The organism is Burkholderia sp. MS455 (genome assembly GCF_016899445.1).
GTDB classification, from domain to species: domain Bacteria; phylum Pseudomonadota; class Gammaproteobacteria; order Burkholderiales; family Burkholderiaceae; genus Burkholderia; species Burkholderia pyrrocinia_C.
Genome location: NZ_CP041778.1, coordinates 1,842,216 through 1,855,678, shown reverse-complemented (window position 1 = coordinate 1,855,678; position 13,463 = coordinate 1,842,216). Strand labels below are relative to the sequence as shown.

10 protein-coding genes and 1 pseudogene are annotated in these 13,463 nt (G+C 66.8%); 6 read left to right on the top strand and 5 right to left on the bottom strand.

From position 1 onward, the window contains the following. Positions 1-6: 6 nt before the first annotated feature. Positions 7-1,521 carry an MDR family MFS transporter gene (locus tag FPJ27_RS12885; protein WP_204421382.1) on the bottom strand — a complete coding sequence of 505 codons (1,515 nt, stop codon included), beginning with the start codon at positions 1,519-1,521 and terminating at the stop codon, positions 7-9. A gap of 230 nt (positions 1,522-1,751) precedes the next feature. Between FPJ27_RS12885 and FPJ27_RS12880 the strand changes: the two genes are divergently transcribed. Continuing rightward, on the top strand, positions 1,752-3,311 hold the full coding sequence (locus FPJ27_RS12880; RefSeq protein ID WP_204421381.1) for a methyl-accepting chemotaxis protein: 1,560 nt from the start codon (positions 1,752-1,754) through the stop codon (positions 3,309-3,311). Positions 3,312-3,367: 56 nt separating this feature from the next. Here FPJ27_RS12880 and FPJ27_RS12875 read toward each other — a convergent pair whose 3' ends face one another. Both FPJ27_RS12875 and FPJ27_RS12870 read right to left on the bottom strand, forming a co-directional pair. Further along, positions 3,368-5,035 (bottom strand): ATP-dependent helicase, encoded by a 1,668-nt coding sequence (locus tag FPJ27_RS12875; RefSeq protein WP_072443247.1) that lies wholly within the window; start codon positions 5,033-5,035, stop codon positions 3,368-3,370. Positions 5,036-5,132: 97 nt separating this feature from the next. Continuing rightward, the gene (locus FPJ27_RS12870) at positions 5,133-5,987 is read right to left on the bottom strand and encodes a helix-turn-helix domain-containing protein (protein WP_072443244.1); all 855 of its coding nucleotides are present in this window, start codon (positions 5,985-5,987) and stop codon (positions 5,133-5,135) included. A 225-nt stretch (positions 5,988-6,212) separates the two neighbouring features. Here FPJ27_RS12870 and FPJ27_RS12865 point away from each other — a divergent pair, with 225 nt between their 5' ends. Next, the gene (locus tag FPJ27_RS12865) at positions 6,213-7,547 is read left to right on the top strand and encodes an FAD-binding oxidoreductase (RefSeq protein ID WP_204421380.1); all 1,335 of its coding nucleotides are present in this window, start codon (positions 6,213-6,215) and stop codon (positions 7,545-7,547) included. Between the two features lie 84 nt (positions 7,548-7,631). After that, positions 7,632-8,726, top strand: a complete 1,095-nt coding sequence (locus FPJ27_RS12860; protein ID WP_072443240.1) for a potassium channel protein — start codon at positions 7,632-7,634, stop codon at positions 8,724-8,726. A gap of 103 nt (positions 8,727-8,829) precedes the next feature. Here the strand turns inward: FPJ27_RS12860 and FPJ27_RS12855 are convergent. Both FPJ27_RS12855 and FPJ27_RS12850 read right to left on the bottom strand, forming a co-directional pair. Continuing rightward, positions 8,830-9,008 (bottom strand): annotated as a pseudogene (locus tag FPJ27_RS12855) (transposase domain-containing protein); the annotation flags it as partial. A gap of 562 nt (positions 9,009-9,570) precedes the next feature. Then, positions 9,571-9,888: a hypothetical protein gene (locus FPJ27_RS12850; protein WP_204421379.1), complete on the bottom strand. Its 318-nt coding sequence runs from the start codon at positions 9,886-9,888 to the stop codon at positions 9,571-9,573. Positions 9,889-10,142: 254 nt separating this feature from the next. On the opposite strand from FPJ27_RS12850, the gene FPJ27_RS12845 reads away from it, so the two are divergent. The 3 genes from FPJ27_RS12845 to FPJ27_RS12835 all read left to right on the top strand — a co-directional run bounded on the left by FPJ27_RS12845 (position 10,143) and on the right by FPJ27_RS12835 (position 13,445). Further along, positions 10,143-11,204, top strand: coding sequence for an aminotransferase class I/II-fold pyridoxal phosphate-dependent enzyme (locus tag FPJ27_RS12845; RefSeq protein ID WP_239483181.1), 1,062 nt, complete (start codon positions 10,143-10,145; stop codon positions 11,202-11,204). 88 nt (positions 11,205-11,292) lie between these two features. Continuing rightward, complete coding sequence (locus FPJ27_RS12840) at positions 11,293-12,459, top strand: FAD-dependent oxidoreductase (RefSeq protein WP_204421377.1); 1,167 nt, start codon at positions 11,293-11,295, stop codon at positions 12,457-12,459. Between the two features lie 2 nt (positions 12,460-12,461). Further along, positions 12,462-13,445, top strand: a complete 984-nt coding sequence (locus FPJ27_RS12835) for an NADPH:quinone oxidoreductase family protein (RefSeq protein WP_204421376.1) — start codon at positions 12,462-12,464, stop codon at positions 13,443-13,445. Positions 13,446-13,463 lie beyond the last annotated feature (18 nt).

The following is a 13,463-nucleotide window of genomic DNA, read 5'->3' as shown; positions in this document are numbered from 1 at the left end:
TGCCGATCAGTTATGCGTGCGCAGCGGCGCATCCTCGACGAACCACGCGAGTACGAACGCGATCGCGACCACGGTGGCCGCCGCGAGATACACGACATGCAGCGAGCCCGCGAACGCATGCAGGTACGCGTCGCGCACCGCGTCCGGCAACTGGTGCACGGCACCGGGGCCGAGCGCGGGCGGCAACTCCGTGCCGGCCGGCAGCGCCCGCAGCATCCGCGCCTGCAGCCCGTGCGAAAACAGCGCGCCGAACGCCGCGACGCCGATCGAGCTGCCGATCGAGCGGAACAGCGTCGCGCCCGATGTCGCGACGCCCATGTGCCGGAACTCGACCGTGTTCTGCACCGCGAGCGTGAGCACGGGCATCACCATCCCGAGGCCGATCCCGAGCAGCGCCATGTACGCGTACATCGTATGCAGCGGCGTATCGAGCGACAGCGTCGACAGCAGCGCCAGCGCGATCCCGCCGATCAGCGTGCCGGCGATCGGAAAGATCCGGTACGAGCCGAGCCGCGAGATCAGCCGGCCGCTGATCACCGACATCGCGAGCATCCCACCCATCATCGGCAACAGTTGCATCCCGGCCTGCGACGGCGTCGAGCCCTTCACGACCTGCAGGTAGAGCGGAATGAACGTGACCGAGCCGAACAGCGCGGTGCCGACCACGAAGCCGATCAGGCTGACCAGCACGAACGTGCGATGACGGAACAGTTCGAGCGGGACGATCGGCTCGGCCGCGAGCCGTTCTTCGTAGATGAAGCCGCCGATCGCGACGAGGCCGAGCACGAGCGTCATCCACAGTTGTGGCGACGTCCACGGCAGCAGCGAGCCGCCTTCGCTGGTGAACAGGATCACGCAGGTGAGGGCCGTCGCGAGGAACGCGGCGCCCATGTAGTCGATCCGGTGCTTCACGTGTGCGCTGTGCGGCCGGAACGCGATGCCGATCACCGCGAGCGCGAGAAAACCGAGCGGCAGGTTGATCGTGAAGATCCAGCGCCACGACAGATGCTCGACCAGGAAGCCGCCGAGCAGCGGGCCGACGATCGTCGCGAGGCCGTACACGCCGCCGAACATCCCCTGGTAGCGCGCCCGGCGATCGGGCGGGACCAGATCGCCGATCGCGGCCATCGTGACGACCATCAGGCCACCGCCGCCGAGCCCCTGCAGCGCGCGTAGCACGATCAGTTGCGTCATGTCCTGCGCAACGCCGCACAGCGCCGAGCCCGCGAGGAACAGCACGATCGCGGCCTGCAGCACGATCTTGCGGCCGTACAGGTCGCCGAGCTTGCCGTACAGCGGCAGCACGACGGTGGACGACAGCAGGTACGCGGTGACGACCCACGACAACTGGTCGAGCCCGCCGAGTTCGCCGACGATCGTCGGCAGCGCGGTCGACACGATCGTCTGGTCGAGCGCGGACAGCAGCATGACGAGCAGCAGCGCGGCGACGATCAGCCCGGTCGGCGCGTCGCGGCGGGCCGTCTCGGCGGCCGGCGGAGTAAGGAAGGTGTCGGTTGTCATCGAGATATCTGCCATGGCAGGGAATTGGTCGAAATATAACGACCAGTGATTGACTAGTCAATTTCTGCCCAGCCTCGATATGTTGCAGCCGTAACAGGAGATTGCCGGTGCGAAAAAATTGACCGGGATCAGACGGAAAGCGGGCCGGACTCAAGTTTTTTGCAGGGAAACCGTAATCCAGAGTGCCGCGGACCGATTGCCGCGGCACTTTTCATCGCTCACGTCCCGTCATGAACCTGAACGCCCTGTTTTCCCGTTTCTCGATCCGTACGCGGATCTTCTCCACGCTCGGTCTCGTTGCCGCGCTGCTCGTCGTGTCCGGGCTGATCGGCCTCGCCGGGATGCAGAGCTCGAACCACGCGCTCGACGAGGCCTATACGCAGCAACTGGCTGCGAAGACCGCGCTGTCCGCGGCGAGCCTGAACCTGACGATCGTGCGCACGACGCTCGACCGTGCGCTGCTGCATCCGGAAGCGGCGGAAGTGCCCGATCTCGTCAAGAAGGCCGAGGGCTATCTCGCGAAGGCCGACACCGCATGGCGCGGCTACGCGGCGATGCCGCACGACGGCGACGAAGGCCCGCTCGCGAGCCGTCTCGACGCCGCGCGCCAGGCGCTGATCGGGCAGGCGCTGAAGCCGTTGATCGACGCGATCCGCGACGGCCGGCGCGACGAGGCCGACCGCTTGCTGATGCAGGTCGCGCCGCCGCTATCGGTCGCGCTGACGCAGGCGACCGATGCACTCGATACGTACCAGGCGGCGCGCGGCAAGGATGTCTACGACACCGCGCAGACCTATTACGGCTGGATGCGCACCGGCGCGATCGCGGGCATCGCGTTCGGCCTGGCCGCGTGCCTCGGCTGCGCGATCGGCCTGCATTACGCGATCACGCAGCCGGTGAACCGGCTGCTGTCGCATTTCCGCCGCCTGTCGGACGGCGACCTGACGTCGGAAGTGCGCTGGTCGTCGCGCGACGAGATGGCCGAACTGGTCAATGGCGTGACCGGCATGCAGCGCAGCCTTGCGGACACGGTGCGCCAGGTCAGCCAGGGTTCGGAAGCGATCTCGACGGCGACGCACCAGATCGCGGCCGGCAACACCGATCTTTCGCAGCGCACCGAGGAACAGGCGTCCGCGCTGCAGGAGACGGCCGCGAGCATGGAGCAACTGACCGCGACCGTGAAGCAGAACGCCGACCATGCGCTCGAGGCGCAGGCGTGCGCGGACAGCGCGAGCGAAATTGCGACGCGCGGCGCGACGGTGGTCGGCGAGGTGATCGGCACGATGAACGAGATCGACCAGAGCTCGCAGAAGGTCGCAGACATCATCGGCACGATCGAGGGGATCGCGTTCCAGACCAACATCCTCGCGCTGAATGCGGCGGTCGAAGCCGCGCGCGCGGGCGAGCAGGGCCGCGGCTTCGCGGTGGTCGCGGGCGAGGTGCGCACGCTCGCGCAACGCTCGGCGTCCGCCGCGAAGGAGATCCGCACGCTGATCGGCGAATCGGTCGAGCGCGTCGCGAACGGCTCGCGGCTCGTCGGCGTGGCCGGCACGACGATGCAGGACATCCAGCAGGCGATCGGGCGCGTGACGGGGATCATGACCGAGATCGCGGCCGCGTCGAACGAGCAGCGCGACGGGATCGAGCAGGTGAACCGCGCGGTGTCGCAGATGGACCAGGTGTCGCAGCAGAATGCGGCGCTCGTCGAGCAGGCCGCGGCTGCGGCGTCGTCGCTGGAGGAGCAGGCGGACGGGTTGCGTCGTGCGGTGGGGGCGTTCCGGGTGGCTTGATGGATAACGGGCGGCGACGCGGCGGGCGCTTGCTTGCCGGCTGCCCGCCCGTTGCGTCAACCCGTCGCGAGCTGCCCAGCCGCCCGTGACGACGCGACGATCAGCAGCTTCATCGTCGCGCGCGTCGCGCCGACGAACAGCTTGCGCGCAGCACGCGCGTCGAGCGTGTCGAAGTCGACTTCGGTGAGGATCACGCACGGCGCCGACTGGCCCTTGAAGCGGTAGATCGAATCGAGCAGCACATCGCCCTCGCGATATTCGGGGTTGCCGAACAGGTCGTACTTGCCGGTGAAGCTCTTGACCCGGTGCGGGCCGAGCTGGTCGAGCGGCGCGAGCACCGAGCCTTCGCGGCCGCGATACGACAGCACCGCGATGTCCTGCTTGCGGAAGCCGAGCGACAGCGCGTGCGTGATCGCACGCTTGGTCGCGTCGATGCAGGCTTGCGCCAATGCGTCGCCCGACATGCCTTCTTCCCCGTATGCCGACACCGACGGATCGGACCCGTCGAACGGGCTGCCCGAGCGCAGCTCGGCGGCAAGCGGCTCGATGCGCCCGACGACGTCGCGCACGAAGTCGAGCAGGTCGCGCGGGCTGCGGTAGTTCGTCAGTGCCTTCAGCGTCACCCAGCCGGGCAGCGCGACGGGCTCGCGCATGTACAGGTTCTGCAGCGGATCTTCGAGCCACCACCACGCGCCGTCCGGCGCCAGCAAACGCTCCAGTGCGGCCGCCCACGGCGCATGGAAATCCTGCCCTTCGTCGACGACCAGCACGTCGAAGCGCCAGCGTTCGGCGATCGGCGCCTGTGCGAAGCGCGTCTCGAGGCGCTCGAATTCGCCGGGCACCTGGAAGTCGGGCGTATAGCCGCCGTCGCGCGCGACCCAGTCGCACAGCTGGTGGTAGTTCGCGATCTTCGCGCCGGGCGGCGCGATGCGCGCGATGTAGTCGGCGAGCGGCCGGTTGAAGCACACGTAGAGCACGCGCTTGCCGGCCGCGACCGCATCGCGCATCGCCTGCACCGCGAGCTGCGTCTTGCCCGAGCCGGCCGTGCCGGTGACGCGCAGCCGGAACGGCGCGAATTCGAGCTGGCGCGCCCACGCGGCGAGGCCGCCCGACAGCCGCGTGACGAGCGTGCCGGCCTGCCCGACGAGCGCGCTCGTGTCAGGCGTGAGCGCGAGCTCGTCCGCGAGGAAATGGTGGAGCTTCGGCGCGTTCGGGAGACGTTCGTCGTCCTCGGGCAGGATCTGCAGGATCACCTGCGCGAGCTGCGCCTTGCGCGACGCGTCGACGATGCGGTCGGCCGCGACGCCGGCGATCGATGCCTGCCGGATCGAATAGTCGGGGCAGTACAGCAGCGCCTCGACGCCGTAGACGCCCGCGCCGAGCGCGGCCGTCAGGCGCCGGTGCAGCGTTTCCTGCGTGCGCGCGAGCTGGATCGCGACGTTGCGCTCGGTCTGCAGGTAGACCTTCACGAGCCCCTTCGGCGTTTCGCGCAGGAAGCCGGCCTTCTGCTCGATCAGCAGCACGCGGCCGGCCGGGCTCACGACGACGAACGCGGCTTCGCCGAACACCGAGAAGGCCTGGTCGGCGCGCGTCCAGTGCACGCCGTGATACACGGTGTAGGTGTCGGGCAGCGCGTGTTCGAGCGCGGCGAGCGTTTCGCGCTCGCGTTCGGCCGCGCCGGTCGCGGCGAGGCTTTTCCAGTCGTCGGGAATGAGGCGGGCCATGGAGTCGGGCGGCGTAGGCGTGAACAGGTGCGGCTATTGTACTGAGGAACCTGTTCACGGCCGCACGGACGCTGGCCGTCCGGGAGAGGGACGGAAGCTACCCGCGCGCGAGCCGTTTCGCGAGATCGGCGCTGAGGATCGCCATGCGCGCGGGTTTTTCGTAGCAGACGACGTCGAACGTGCGGATCACTTCGCTGATGTCGACTTCGCTCGCGCGGCCGGTGAGCAGGTCGCCCGTCAGCACGAAAATCGGCGCGCCCGGGTTGTCGGACGTACGCACCGCCTTGATCGCGGTCGCGGCCGTGCCGTCGTCGAACAGCCATTCGGTCAGCACCGCATCGAAAGCCTGGCCCTGCAGCGCGTCGACGAACGGCGCGAGGCCGTCGAACGCGGCCGTCGCGAAACCCTGCCGTTCGAGATAGCGGCACAGCTCGGTCGCGCTGACGCGATCGGGATCGATCACGGCGACGACGAGCTTGTCGCTCTCCGCGCGGCGCGGATAGATTTCGATCTTGTGCACGTCGTACGCGTTCTGGTACAGCACGCCCGTGTGGCGCAGCACGCGCCAGCGGCCGTTCTGTTCGTACGCGACGAACTCGGGGCGCGCGCCGGCTTCGAGCGGCGCGCCGATCCATGCGGTGCACGGAATCTCGGCGACGCCCGCGTAAAGTACGGCTTCCTGCGAACAGGCGCCGACCATGCCGGGGTCGAGCGTTTGCGCGCCGAACAGCTGGGCGGCGGGTTCGCCGTACGCTTCGGCGACTTTCTTGATTTGCGCGAGCGTCCAGGGGCTGCTGCCGCGCAGTTTGCGATGGCCTTGCGAGAAACTCAGGTCGAGGATGCGGCACAGCTCGGTGGTCTGCTGGCGCTTGCCGATGCCGTTGCGGGTCATCAGCTCGCGCACGCGCTCGGCAACCGCGAGGGAATCCGTGGTGATTGCTTCAGTGGTCATGCTACGGGAACGGATCGTGACGTTCAGAACGACGCCTTGCGGCAGTCTCGACGGACAGTCTTCATGACGTCCAGTGGCGAGCCGACCGGCCACGCGCGGAAAAGATAACTTTACCGCAAAATGGGCGTCATTCAGTGTCGCGAAAGGTGCGTTTGTGTGAAAGGTGTGTCACGACGTTACCGCGGCAGCCCGTATCTCGAATGTATTAACGCCCGACAGGAAACAATGACGACAACCTATCCGCTGCACGATGCGTTGACCCGCGCCGAAACGGCGCTTCCGGCCGAAGCCGACGTCGTGATCGCCGGGGCCGGCATCATGGGCTGCGCGGCCGCCTATTACCTGGGCCTGCGCGGCCTGAAGGCCGTCGTGCTCGACAAGTCGCGCATCGCCGGACAGCAGTCGACACGCGCGTGGGGCTTCGTGCGGCAGCAGGGGCGCGAAGCCGCCGAAGTGCCGCTGATGATGGCCGGCATGCGGATCTGGGAGAGGTTAGAGGAAACCCTCGGTTTCGATCTCGAATGGCGGCAGGGCGGCTGTCTCTATATTGCGGACAACGAAACGGACTGGGCGTCGTTCAACGCGTGGCTCTCCGTCGCGCGCGAGCACGGCCTCGATACGCGCACGCTGACGCGCGCGCAGATCGACGAGCGCGTCAGCGGCCTTTCGCCGCAGGCGCGCACGCTCGGCGGGCTGTATACCGCGACCGACGGGCAGGCCGAGCCGCGCCGCGTGGCCGCGGCGTTCGCCGCGCGTGCAATCGAGGCCGGCGCGCGCTTCTTCGAAGGCTGCGGCGTGACGGCGATCGAGACGGCCGGCGGCGCGGTCGTTGGCGTCGCGACCGAGCGCGGCACGATCCGCACGCGGCGCGTGATCTGCGCGGCCGGCGCGACCAGCTTCCGGCTGCTCGACGGCGTCGGCATCCGGCTGCCGCAGCAGGCCGTACGCGGCACCTGCATGCGCACCAACGTGGTGCCGCCGGTATCGGCGTCGACGGTGTGGGGGCACGGCCTCGGCATCCGGCAGCGCAAGAACGGCGCGATCAACCTCGCCGACGACATGCAGGTCGACGTCGACCTGACGCTCGGCCACCTGCGCGGGTTGAGCCTGTTCTGGCCGGAGTTCTGGTCGCAGCGCGACAAATTCCGGCTGCACGTGAATTCGGCCGCGTGGCGCGATGTGCTTGCGCGCATCAACGGCGCGGCCGGGCCGATCGAGCCGCGCGATCCGCAGCCGCAGCCGAATCGCGCGCATGCGCCGCGCGCGCTCGCGAAGCTCAAGGCGATCTTCCCCGCGCTGAAGGATGCGCAGATCGTCGAGGCATGGGCCGGCCTGATCGACGTGCTGCCCGACGGCATTCCGGTGATCGATGCACCGGGCGCGCCGTCGGGGCTCGCGATCGCGACGGGGTTCTGCGGTCACGGTTTCGCGATGGGGCCGATCGTCGGCCGGCTGCTCGCCGAATGGATCGACACGGGTGCGCCGTCGCTCGACCTGTCGGCGTTTCGTGCGCAGCGTTTCGTCGACGGGACGATGGTGCGGCCGCGCAGCATGCTGTAGCGGACGAATCGATGCAATGATGTCGGGCCGGATCGCCGCCTTCCCGTCGTAGAATCGAGCCCGCATCCTTCAGGAGATTCCCCGTTGGCCTCGCCTTCCGCCCAGCGCCGTTCGTTGCGCTCACGCCTGCGTCGCGCCCGCAACCCGTGGCAGGCGCCGCGTGCGCGCATGCTGTTCACGCGTCCCGCGACGTCGCCGCGGCGCACGCTGCTGTTTCGTGTCGGCGCGGTCGCGCTGTTGTGCATGCTCGCGTTCCTCGTGCTGTATCTCGATCGCGACGGCCTGCGCGACTCGACCAAGAGCACGCCGATGACCGTCGCCGATCTCGTGTACTTCACGATGGTCACGGTCGCGACGGTCGGCTACGGCGACATCGTGCCCGTCACCGCGCGTGCCCGCCTGATCGATGCGTTCTTCATCGTGCCGATCCGCATCGTCATATGGTTCATTTTCCTGGGCACGGCGTATCAGTTCGTGATCCAGCGCGTCATCGAGGAATTCCGCATGAAACGCCTGCAAAAGCAATTGTCCGATCACATCGTCGTGTGCGGTTACGGCCTGTCGGGGTCGATCGCCGTGCGCGAGCTGCTCGAGAGCGGCGTCGATGCCGCGACGATCATCGTGATCGATGCGCAGCAGCAGGCGCTCGAGGCCGCGACGTCGCTCGGCGTGACGGGGCTGCTCGGCGATCCCGCGCACGAGGATCTGCTCCAGCAGGCCCAGGTGCGCGCGGCGAAGGCCGTGATCATCTCGGTGACCGACGATCCGACCGCGATCCTGCTGACGCTGTCGGTGCGCAGCATCGCGCCCGACACGAAGATCGTCGTGCGGATCCAGGAGAACCTGTACCAGCGGCAACTGCGGCAGGCCGGTGCGGACGTGATCGTGTCGTCGACGAAGATCGGCGCGTTGCTGCTCGCGGATGCGGTGCACAGCCGCTATATCGTGCCGTTCGTGAACGACATGCTGTCGACGCGCGGGCGCGCGACGCTGATCGAACGCGAGGCGCTGCCGCACGAGATCGGCTGCATGACGAATGTCGTGCCGGGCGCGATCGTGGTCGGGCTCGATCGCTGCGGGAAGATCCAGTCGTTTTATGAAGATCCGCCATGCCGGATCGAGGCGGGGGACACGCTGGTCGTGATTCAGTCGGCGCGGATTCCGGATCCGGATGCTTGAGGATGTTTGTTTTTGTAAAGCATGGATGTTTAGGTATGCGAGCCGTTTGAGACGTCCTGGTCTGGAAGTAGACTTCTTTTAACGACGCCCCTCGGAGTTCGGGGCCGGCGGGCATTACCCAACGCATGAGTGCATGCGTAGCCGTCGACGGTCGTGGCAAGCGGCAACGTTGCGAACAGCCAGGCGAGATAGCGATGCGGCTCGACATTGTTCGCTTTGCAGGTCTCGACGAGGGAGTACAGGTTGACTGGCCCTCGCGCCGGCGACCGTATCGGAGAACAGTCAGCCCTTTTGCAGCCCACGACGCGCGAACGTGACCGGGGGGCTGCGCGAAGGCAACGATCGAGAACTACGGACATGCCTGTTGGCGCCGAGTGCCGGGGCCAATGCGGGAAAGAAGTGAATCGTTTGACGGTGTCAATCATGCTGTTTGAATCGAATTTCAAGTCAATTGCCTGTTATTTATCGCAGGGCTTGTCGAATTGTAATTTCGACATGCAGGATTGAAAACAAACTCAAATCAAATCCCCTAAATATTGAGTTTAATGTTCGCGCTCGTGCGCGCGACATGAAGATTAATAATGAGATTGACTTTGAAAACGCTGTGTACTACCTTGTCGTCTCGATGAGTTTGCGGTTCAATAAGATTTAAAATATCGCCAGAGGGTCGCTTCATTATTGCAATGTTCCGTTGAAGAACTCCCGGAGTCTATCGGTCGGCGTTTTGGTGCGCGTCGTTCTGGTGTGCATTTCCCGTTTTTCAATTCGCTAAACAGAGCAGGGGCCGGTGACCGGGCAATGCAGTTTGTGGCTTGCTGGTACCGGTTCACTCATAAAAAAATATTCAAAAAACAATAATCTGAGAGATATCAAAAGCAAAATTGCCGGGTGATGTGACACTGACATCATCGACAAGCACGATTCCACGGAGCGCTGGCGAGTGCCTGATGTCTTGTCGGTTTCTTGTTTTTGTTGAAAAAGCGCTTTCGTCAGGATGCGTCGTAAAACGATCGAATCCGAAATTTTTATTGCGCGAAAGTTGCCGGCGCAAAGCAAACAAGGCGCCTCTGTATGAGTTGACTTGCGGGGTCGATGCGCCAGTTGCAAATGAATAAGAGATGGAAGGGGCTTTGCGCCGATGTGTATTCGTATCCGTGTTCATCGAAATATCCCGTGTTTTTTCCGTGGCAGCGAGGCTGCCGGGGCGTGCACGGCGTCACCTATGGCCGGACGCACGGGCACCGCGGCGCATATGTCCATTGAACCGAACTTCGGGAAGAGAGGGGCCCAGTGACTCATTCGCTTGATTCATTTGCAGAGCAAAAGCTCGCGGAACTGAGCGCAGCGAACTTGCGTCGCGTCCTCACGGAAACGGATCGAAGTGAAGGGATCTGGATCCGCCGGGACGGACGCCGGTTGCTTTCGTTCTCGTGCAACGACTACCTCAATCTCACCCAGCATCCGGCGGTGAAGGAAGCGGCGATCGCCGCGATTCGCCGCTATGGGGCCGGTGCCGGCGCGTCGCGGCTCGTGACGGGCAATCACCCGTTGTTCGCCGATCTCGAAGCGCGGCTCGCCGGCCTGATGCGCACGGAGGCCGCCTGCGTGTTCGGCTCGGGCTACCTCGCCAACTCTGGCATCGTTCCGGCCCTCGTCGGCAAGGAGGACCTGATCCTCATCGACGAACTTGCGCACGGCTGCCTGTGGGCGGGCGCGCAGTTGTCGCGCGGCCGGACCGTCGCGTTCCGGCATAACGACCTCGCCCACGTCGAGGCGCTGCTGGACGAGCACCGGCGCGCACATGGCAAAGCGATCCTGTTGACCGATGGCGTGTTCTCGCAGGACGGCGACATCGCGCCGCTCGAGGCGCTGGTCGCGCTTGGCGATCGTTTCGACACATGGGTGATGTCCGACGACGCGCACGGCATCGGTGTGGTGGGGCAAGGGCGCGGCGCGACCTTCGCGACCGGGCGCGACGCGCGCGTACCCCTGAAGATGGGCACGCTAGGCAAGGCGGTGGGCAGCTACGGCGGCTACCTGGCGGCGTCGGCCCCAGTGATCGACCTGATCCGCAACCGCGCGCGTACCTATGGGCTGACGACGGGCCAACCCCCGGCGACGGTCGCGGCGACCATCGCGTCGCTCGAGATCATCGCGACCGATCCGGCGCTGGTCGGACGGCCGCTCGCGAAAGCGAAGGCGTTCGCGGCGTCGCTGGGCATTCCGGAGCCGCAGACGCCGATCGTGCCGATCATCATCGGCGACGAGAGGGCCACGCTGGACGCATCGCGCATGCTTGCCGACGAAGGCTTCTTCGTGACCGCGATCCGTCCGCCCACGGTGCCGCGCGGCACGGCCCGCCTGCGCGTCCTGATCACCGCGGGCCATCCCGACGACGAGATCGAGCGCCTCGCGACGGTGATCCGGCAGCGCGTTGCGCGCGCGGACGCGCGCCCGGCAGCTGATCATCCGCAGTAGTGCGTGCGGCGGGCGCGGCGCGCCCGGCAGTGCTGCTTCCTGTCGGCCGCCTCGGGGTCGCGTGGAGCGACCGATTCATGGAGAAGACATGAGGGTATCTGGAGAGAAGGGGCACGCGCTCGTCATAGGCGCGGGCGTGGCCGGCCTGACGACAGCGCTGTGCCTGCACGCGCACGGCATCCGCGTGACGGTCGTCGGCGAGAAATTCGCGCCGAACATCACGTCCGTGGTGGCCGGCGCCCTGTGGGAATGGCCGCCCGCCGTCTGCGGCTATCACGACGACGAGGTTTCGCTGGAGCGCTCGAAGCACTGGTGCATGGTGTCGTTCCGCAAGTTCGAGACGCTCGCGGCTGATCCGGCGACGGGCGTCTACATCCGCCCGGTCAATTTCTATTTCCGCAACAGGATCGAGGAGCACGCGCTCCATCTCGAGAAGATGAACGAGATCCGCGAGCACGTGCCGGGCTTCCGGCGCGACCCGTCGCTGATCCGCGAAAACGGCGTGAATCCGGACATCGGACTCGTCGACGCGTATTGCCATCTCGCGCCGATGGTCGATACGGACGTCTACATGGCCTGGCTGCTGGGCCAGGTGATCGCAAAGGGCATCCGGGTCATCCAGCAGCGGATCGAAGGCGACCTGCAGGCGAACGAGGCGCGCCTGAAGGCGGACTTCGGCGTCGATGCGATCGTCAACTGCGCGGGCCTCGGGGCGGCCGAGCTGAGCGGCGAGCCGATGTATCCGCTGCGCGGCGCCGTGATCCGCCTCGTGAACGACGGCAGCAAGATGCCGCGCCTTGATCAGGCGCACTGCGTGTCTCATGACCACGTGACGGGCGTCGACGAGATCGTGTTCCTCGTGCCGCGCGGCGAGGACCGTATCGTGCTCGGCGCGATCGCGGAAGCCGACGAATGGAGTACCGACATCGGGTTCGACAATCACGAGCCGATCCGGCGGATGTACCGGCGTGGCATCGAGTTCATGCCCGCACTCGCGAACGTCGAGATCGATCCGGGCGAGCCGGTGCGGGCCGGGCTGCGGCCGTTCAGGCACGGCAACGTGCGGCTCGAAGCCGTGCCGGGCACGCACATCCTGCACAACTACGCGCACGGTGGGGCCGGTGTGACGTTGTCGTGGGGATGCGCGCTCGAGGCTGCGGAACGGGTCGAGCAGATGCTGTCGGCCGGGGCGGCCGGCATCGAGCAGGATGGCCGTCGGGGCGCGCGCGCCGACGACGTGCCGGCCGGGGCTTGATCATGCGCGCGATCGTATGTGAAGCCTATGACGGCACCGGGGCGCTCGCGCTGCGGGACGTGACGCCGGCGCCGCTCGGGGCGGGCGAGGCGCGGGTCGACGTGCATGCGTGCGGCATCAATTTCGCGGACACGCTGATCGTCGAGGGGCGCTACCAGACCAAGCCGGCGCTGCCGTTCGTGCCGGGTTTCGAAATCGCGGGCACGGTCGTCGAGACGGCGCCCGGCGTGACGTCGGTGTCGGTCGGCGAGCGGGTCATGGGCATCCTCGCGTGGGGCGGCTTCGCGGACGAGGTCGTGCTGCCTGCCGCAAACCTGTTCAGGATACCGGCGTCGATGGATTTCACGACCGGCGCAGGCTTCGCCATCGCCTACGGCACGTCGTACGGCGCGCTCACGTGGCGCGCAAAGCTGCAGGCGGGCGAGACGCTGCTGGTGCACGGCGCGGGCAGCGGCACCGGCCTGACCGCTGTCGAAGTGGGCCGGGCGCTCGGTGCCACGGTGATCGCGGTGGCGAGCTCGGAGGACAAGCGGGCGGCCGCCCGTCGCCACGGCGCGCACCACGTGATCGAGGTCGGCCGGGACGATTACCGCGAGCAGGTGAAGGCGCTGACCGGCGGGAAGGGCGTGAACGTCGTGTACGACCCGGTCGGCGGGGCCGCGTTCGACACCAGCCTGCGGGTGGTCGCGCCCGAGGCGCGCATCGTCGTCATCGGTTTCGCGAGCGGCGAGATCCCGCGCGTGCCGGCGAACCTGCTGCTGGTCAAGAACTGCGACGTGATGGGTTTCTACTGGGGGCACTACCGGGCGAACCGGCCGGACTGGGTGCGCAAGGCGTTCGCCACGCTGTTCGGCTGGTTCGAGGCCGGCAAGCTCGCACCGCACGTATCGCGCGTCATGGAACTGTCGGAGGCGGCGGACGCAATCGAGCTGCTGCGCCAGCGCAAGGTGGCCGGAAAGGTGGTGCTGAGCACCGGGCGGAACTGACTGCCGTCCGATTTTCAT

What these genes read in the sequence shown, in the direction of transcription:
- FPJ27_RS12870 (WP_072443244.1), bottom strand. Translation starts at nt 5,987, where the DNA reads ATGACCACTGAAGCAATCACCACGGATTCCCTCGCGGTTGCCGAGCGC.
- FPJ27_RS12885 (WP_204421382.1), bottom strand. Translation starts at nt 1,521, where the DNA reads ATGACAACCGACACCTTCCTTACTCCGCCGGCCGCCGAGACGGCCCGC.
- FPJ27_RS12850 (WP_204421379.1), bottom strand. Translation starts at nt 9,888, where the DNA reads ATGAACACGGATACGAATACACATCGGCGCAAAGCCCCTTCCATCTCT.
- FPJ27_RS12875 (WP_072443247.1), bottom strand. Translation starts at nt 5,035, where the DNA reads ATGGCCCGCCTCATTCCCGACGACTGGAAAAGCCTCGCCGCGACCGGC.
- FPJ27_RS12880 (WP_204421381.1), top strand. Translation starts at nt 1,752, where the DNA reads ATGAACCTGAACGCCCTGTTTTCCCGTTTCTCGATCCGTACGCGGATC.
- FPJ27_RS12865 (WP_204421380.1), top strand. Translation starts at nt 6,213, where the DNA reads ATGACGACAACCTATCCGCTGCACGATGCGTTGACCCGCGCCGAAACG.
- FPJ27_RS12840 (WP_204421377.1), top strand. Translation starts at nt 11,293, where the DNA reads ATGAGGGTATCTGGAGAGAAGGGGCACGCGCTCGTCATAGGCGCGGGC.
- FPJ27_RS12835 (WP_204421376.1), top strand. Translation starts at nt 12,462, where the DNA reads ATGCGCGCGATCGTATGTGAAGCCTATGACGGCACCGGGGCGCTCGCG.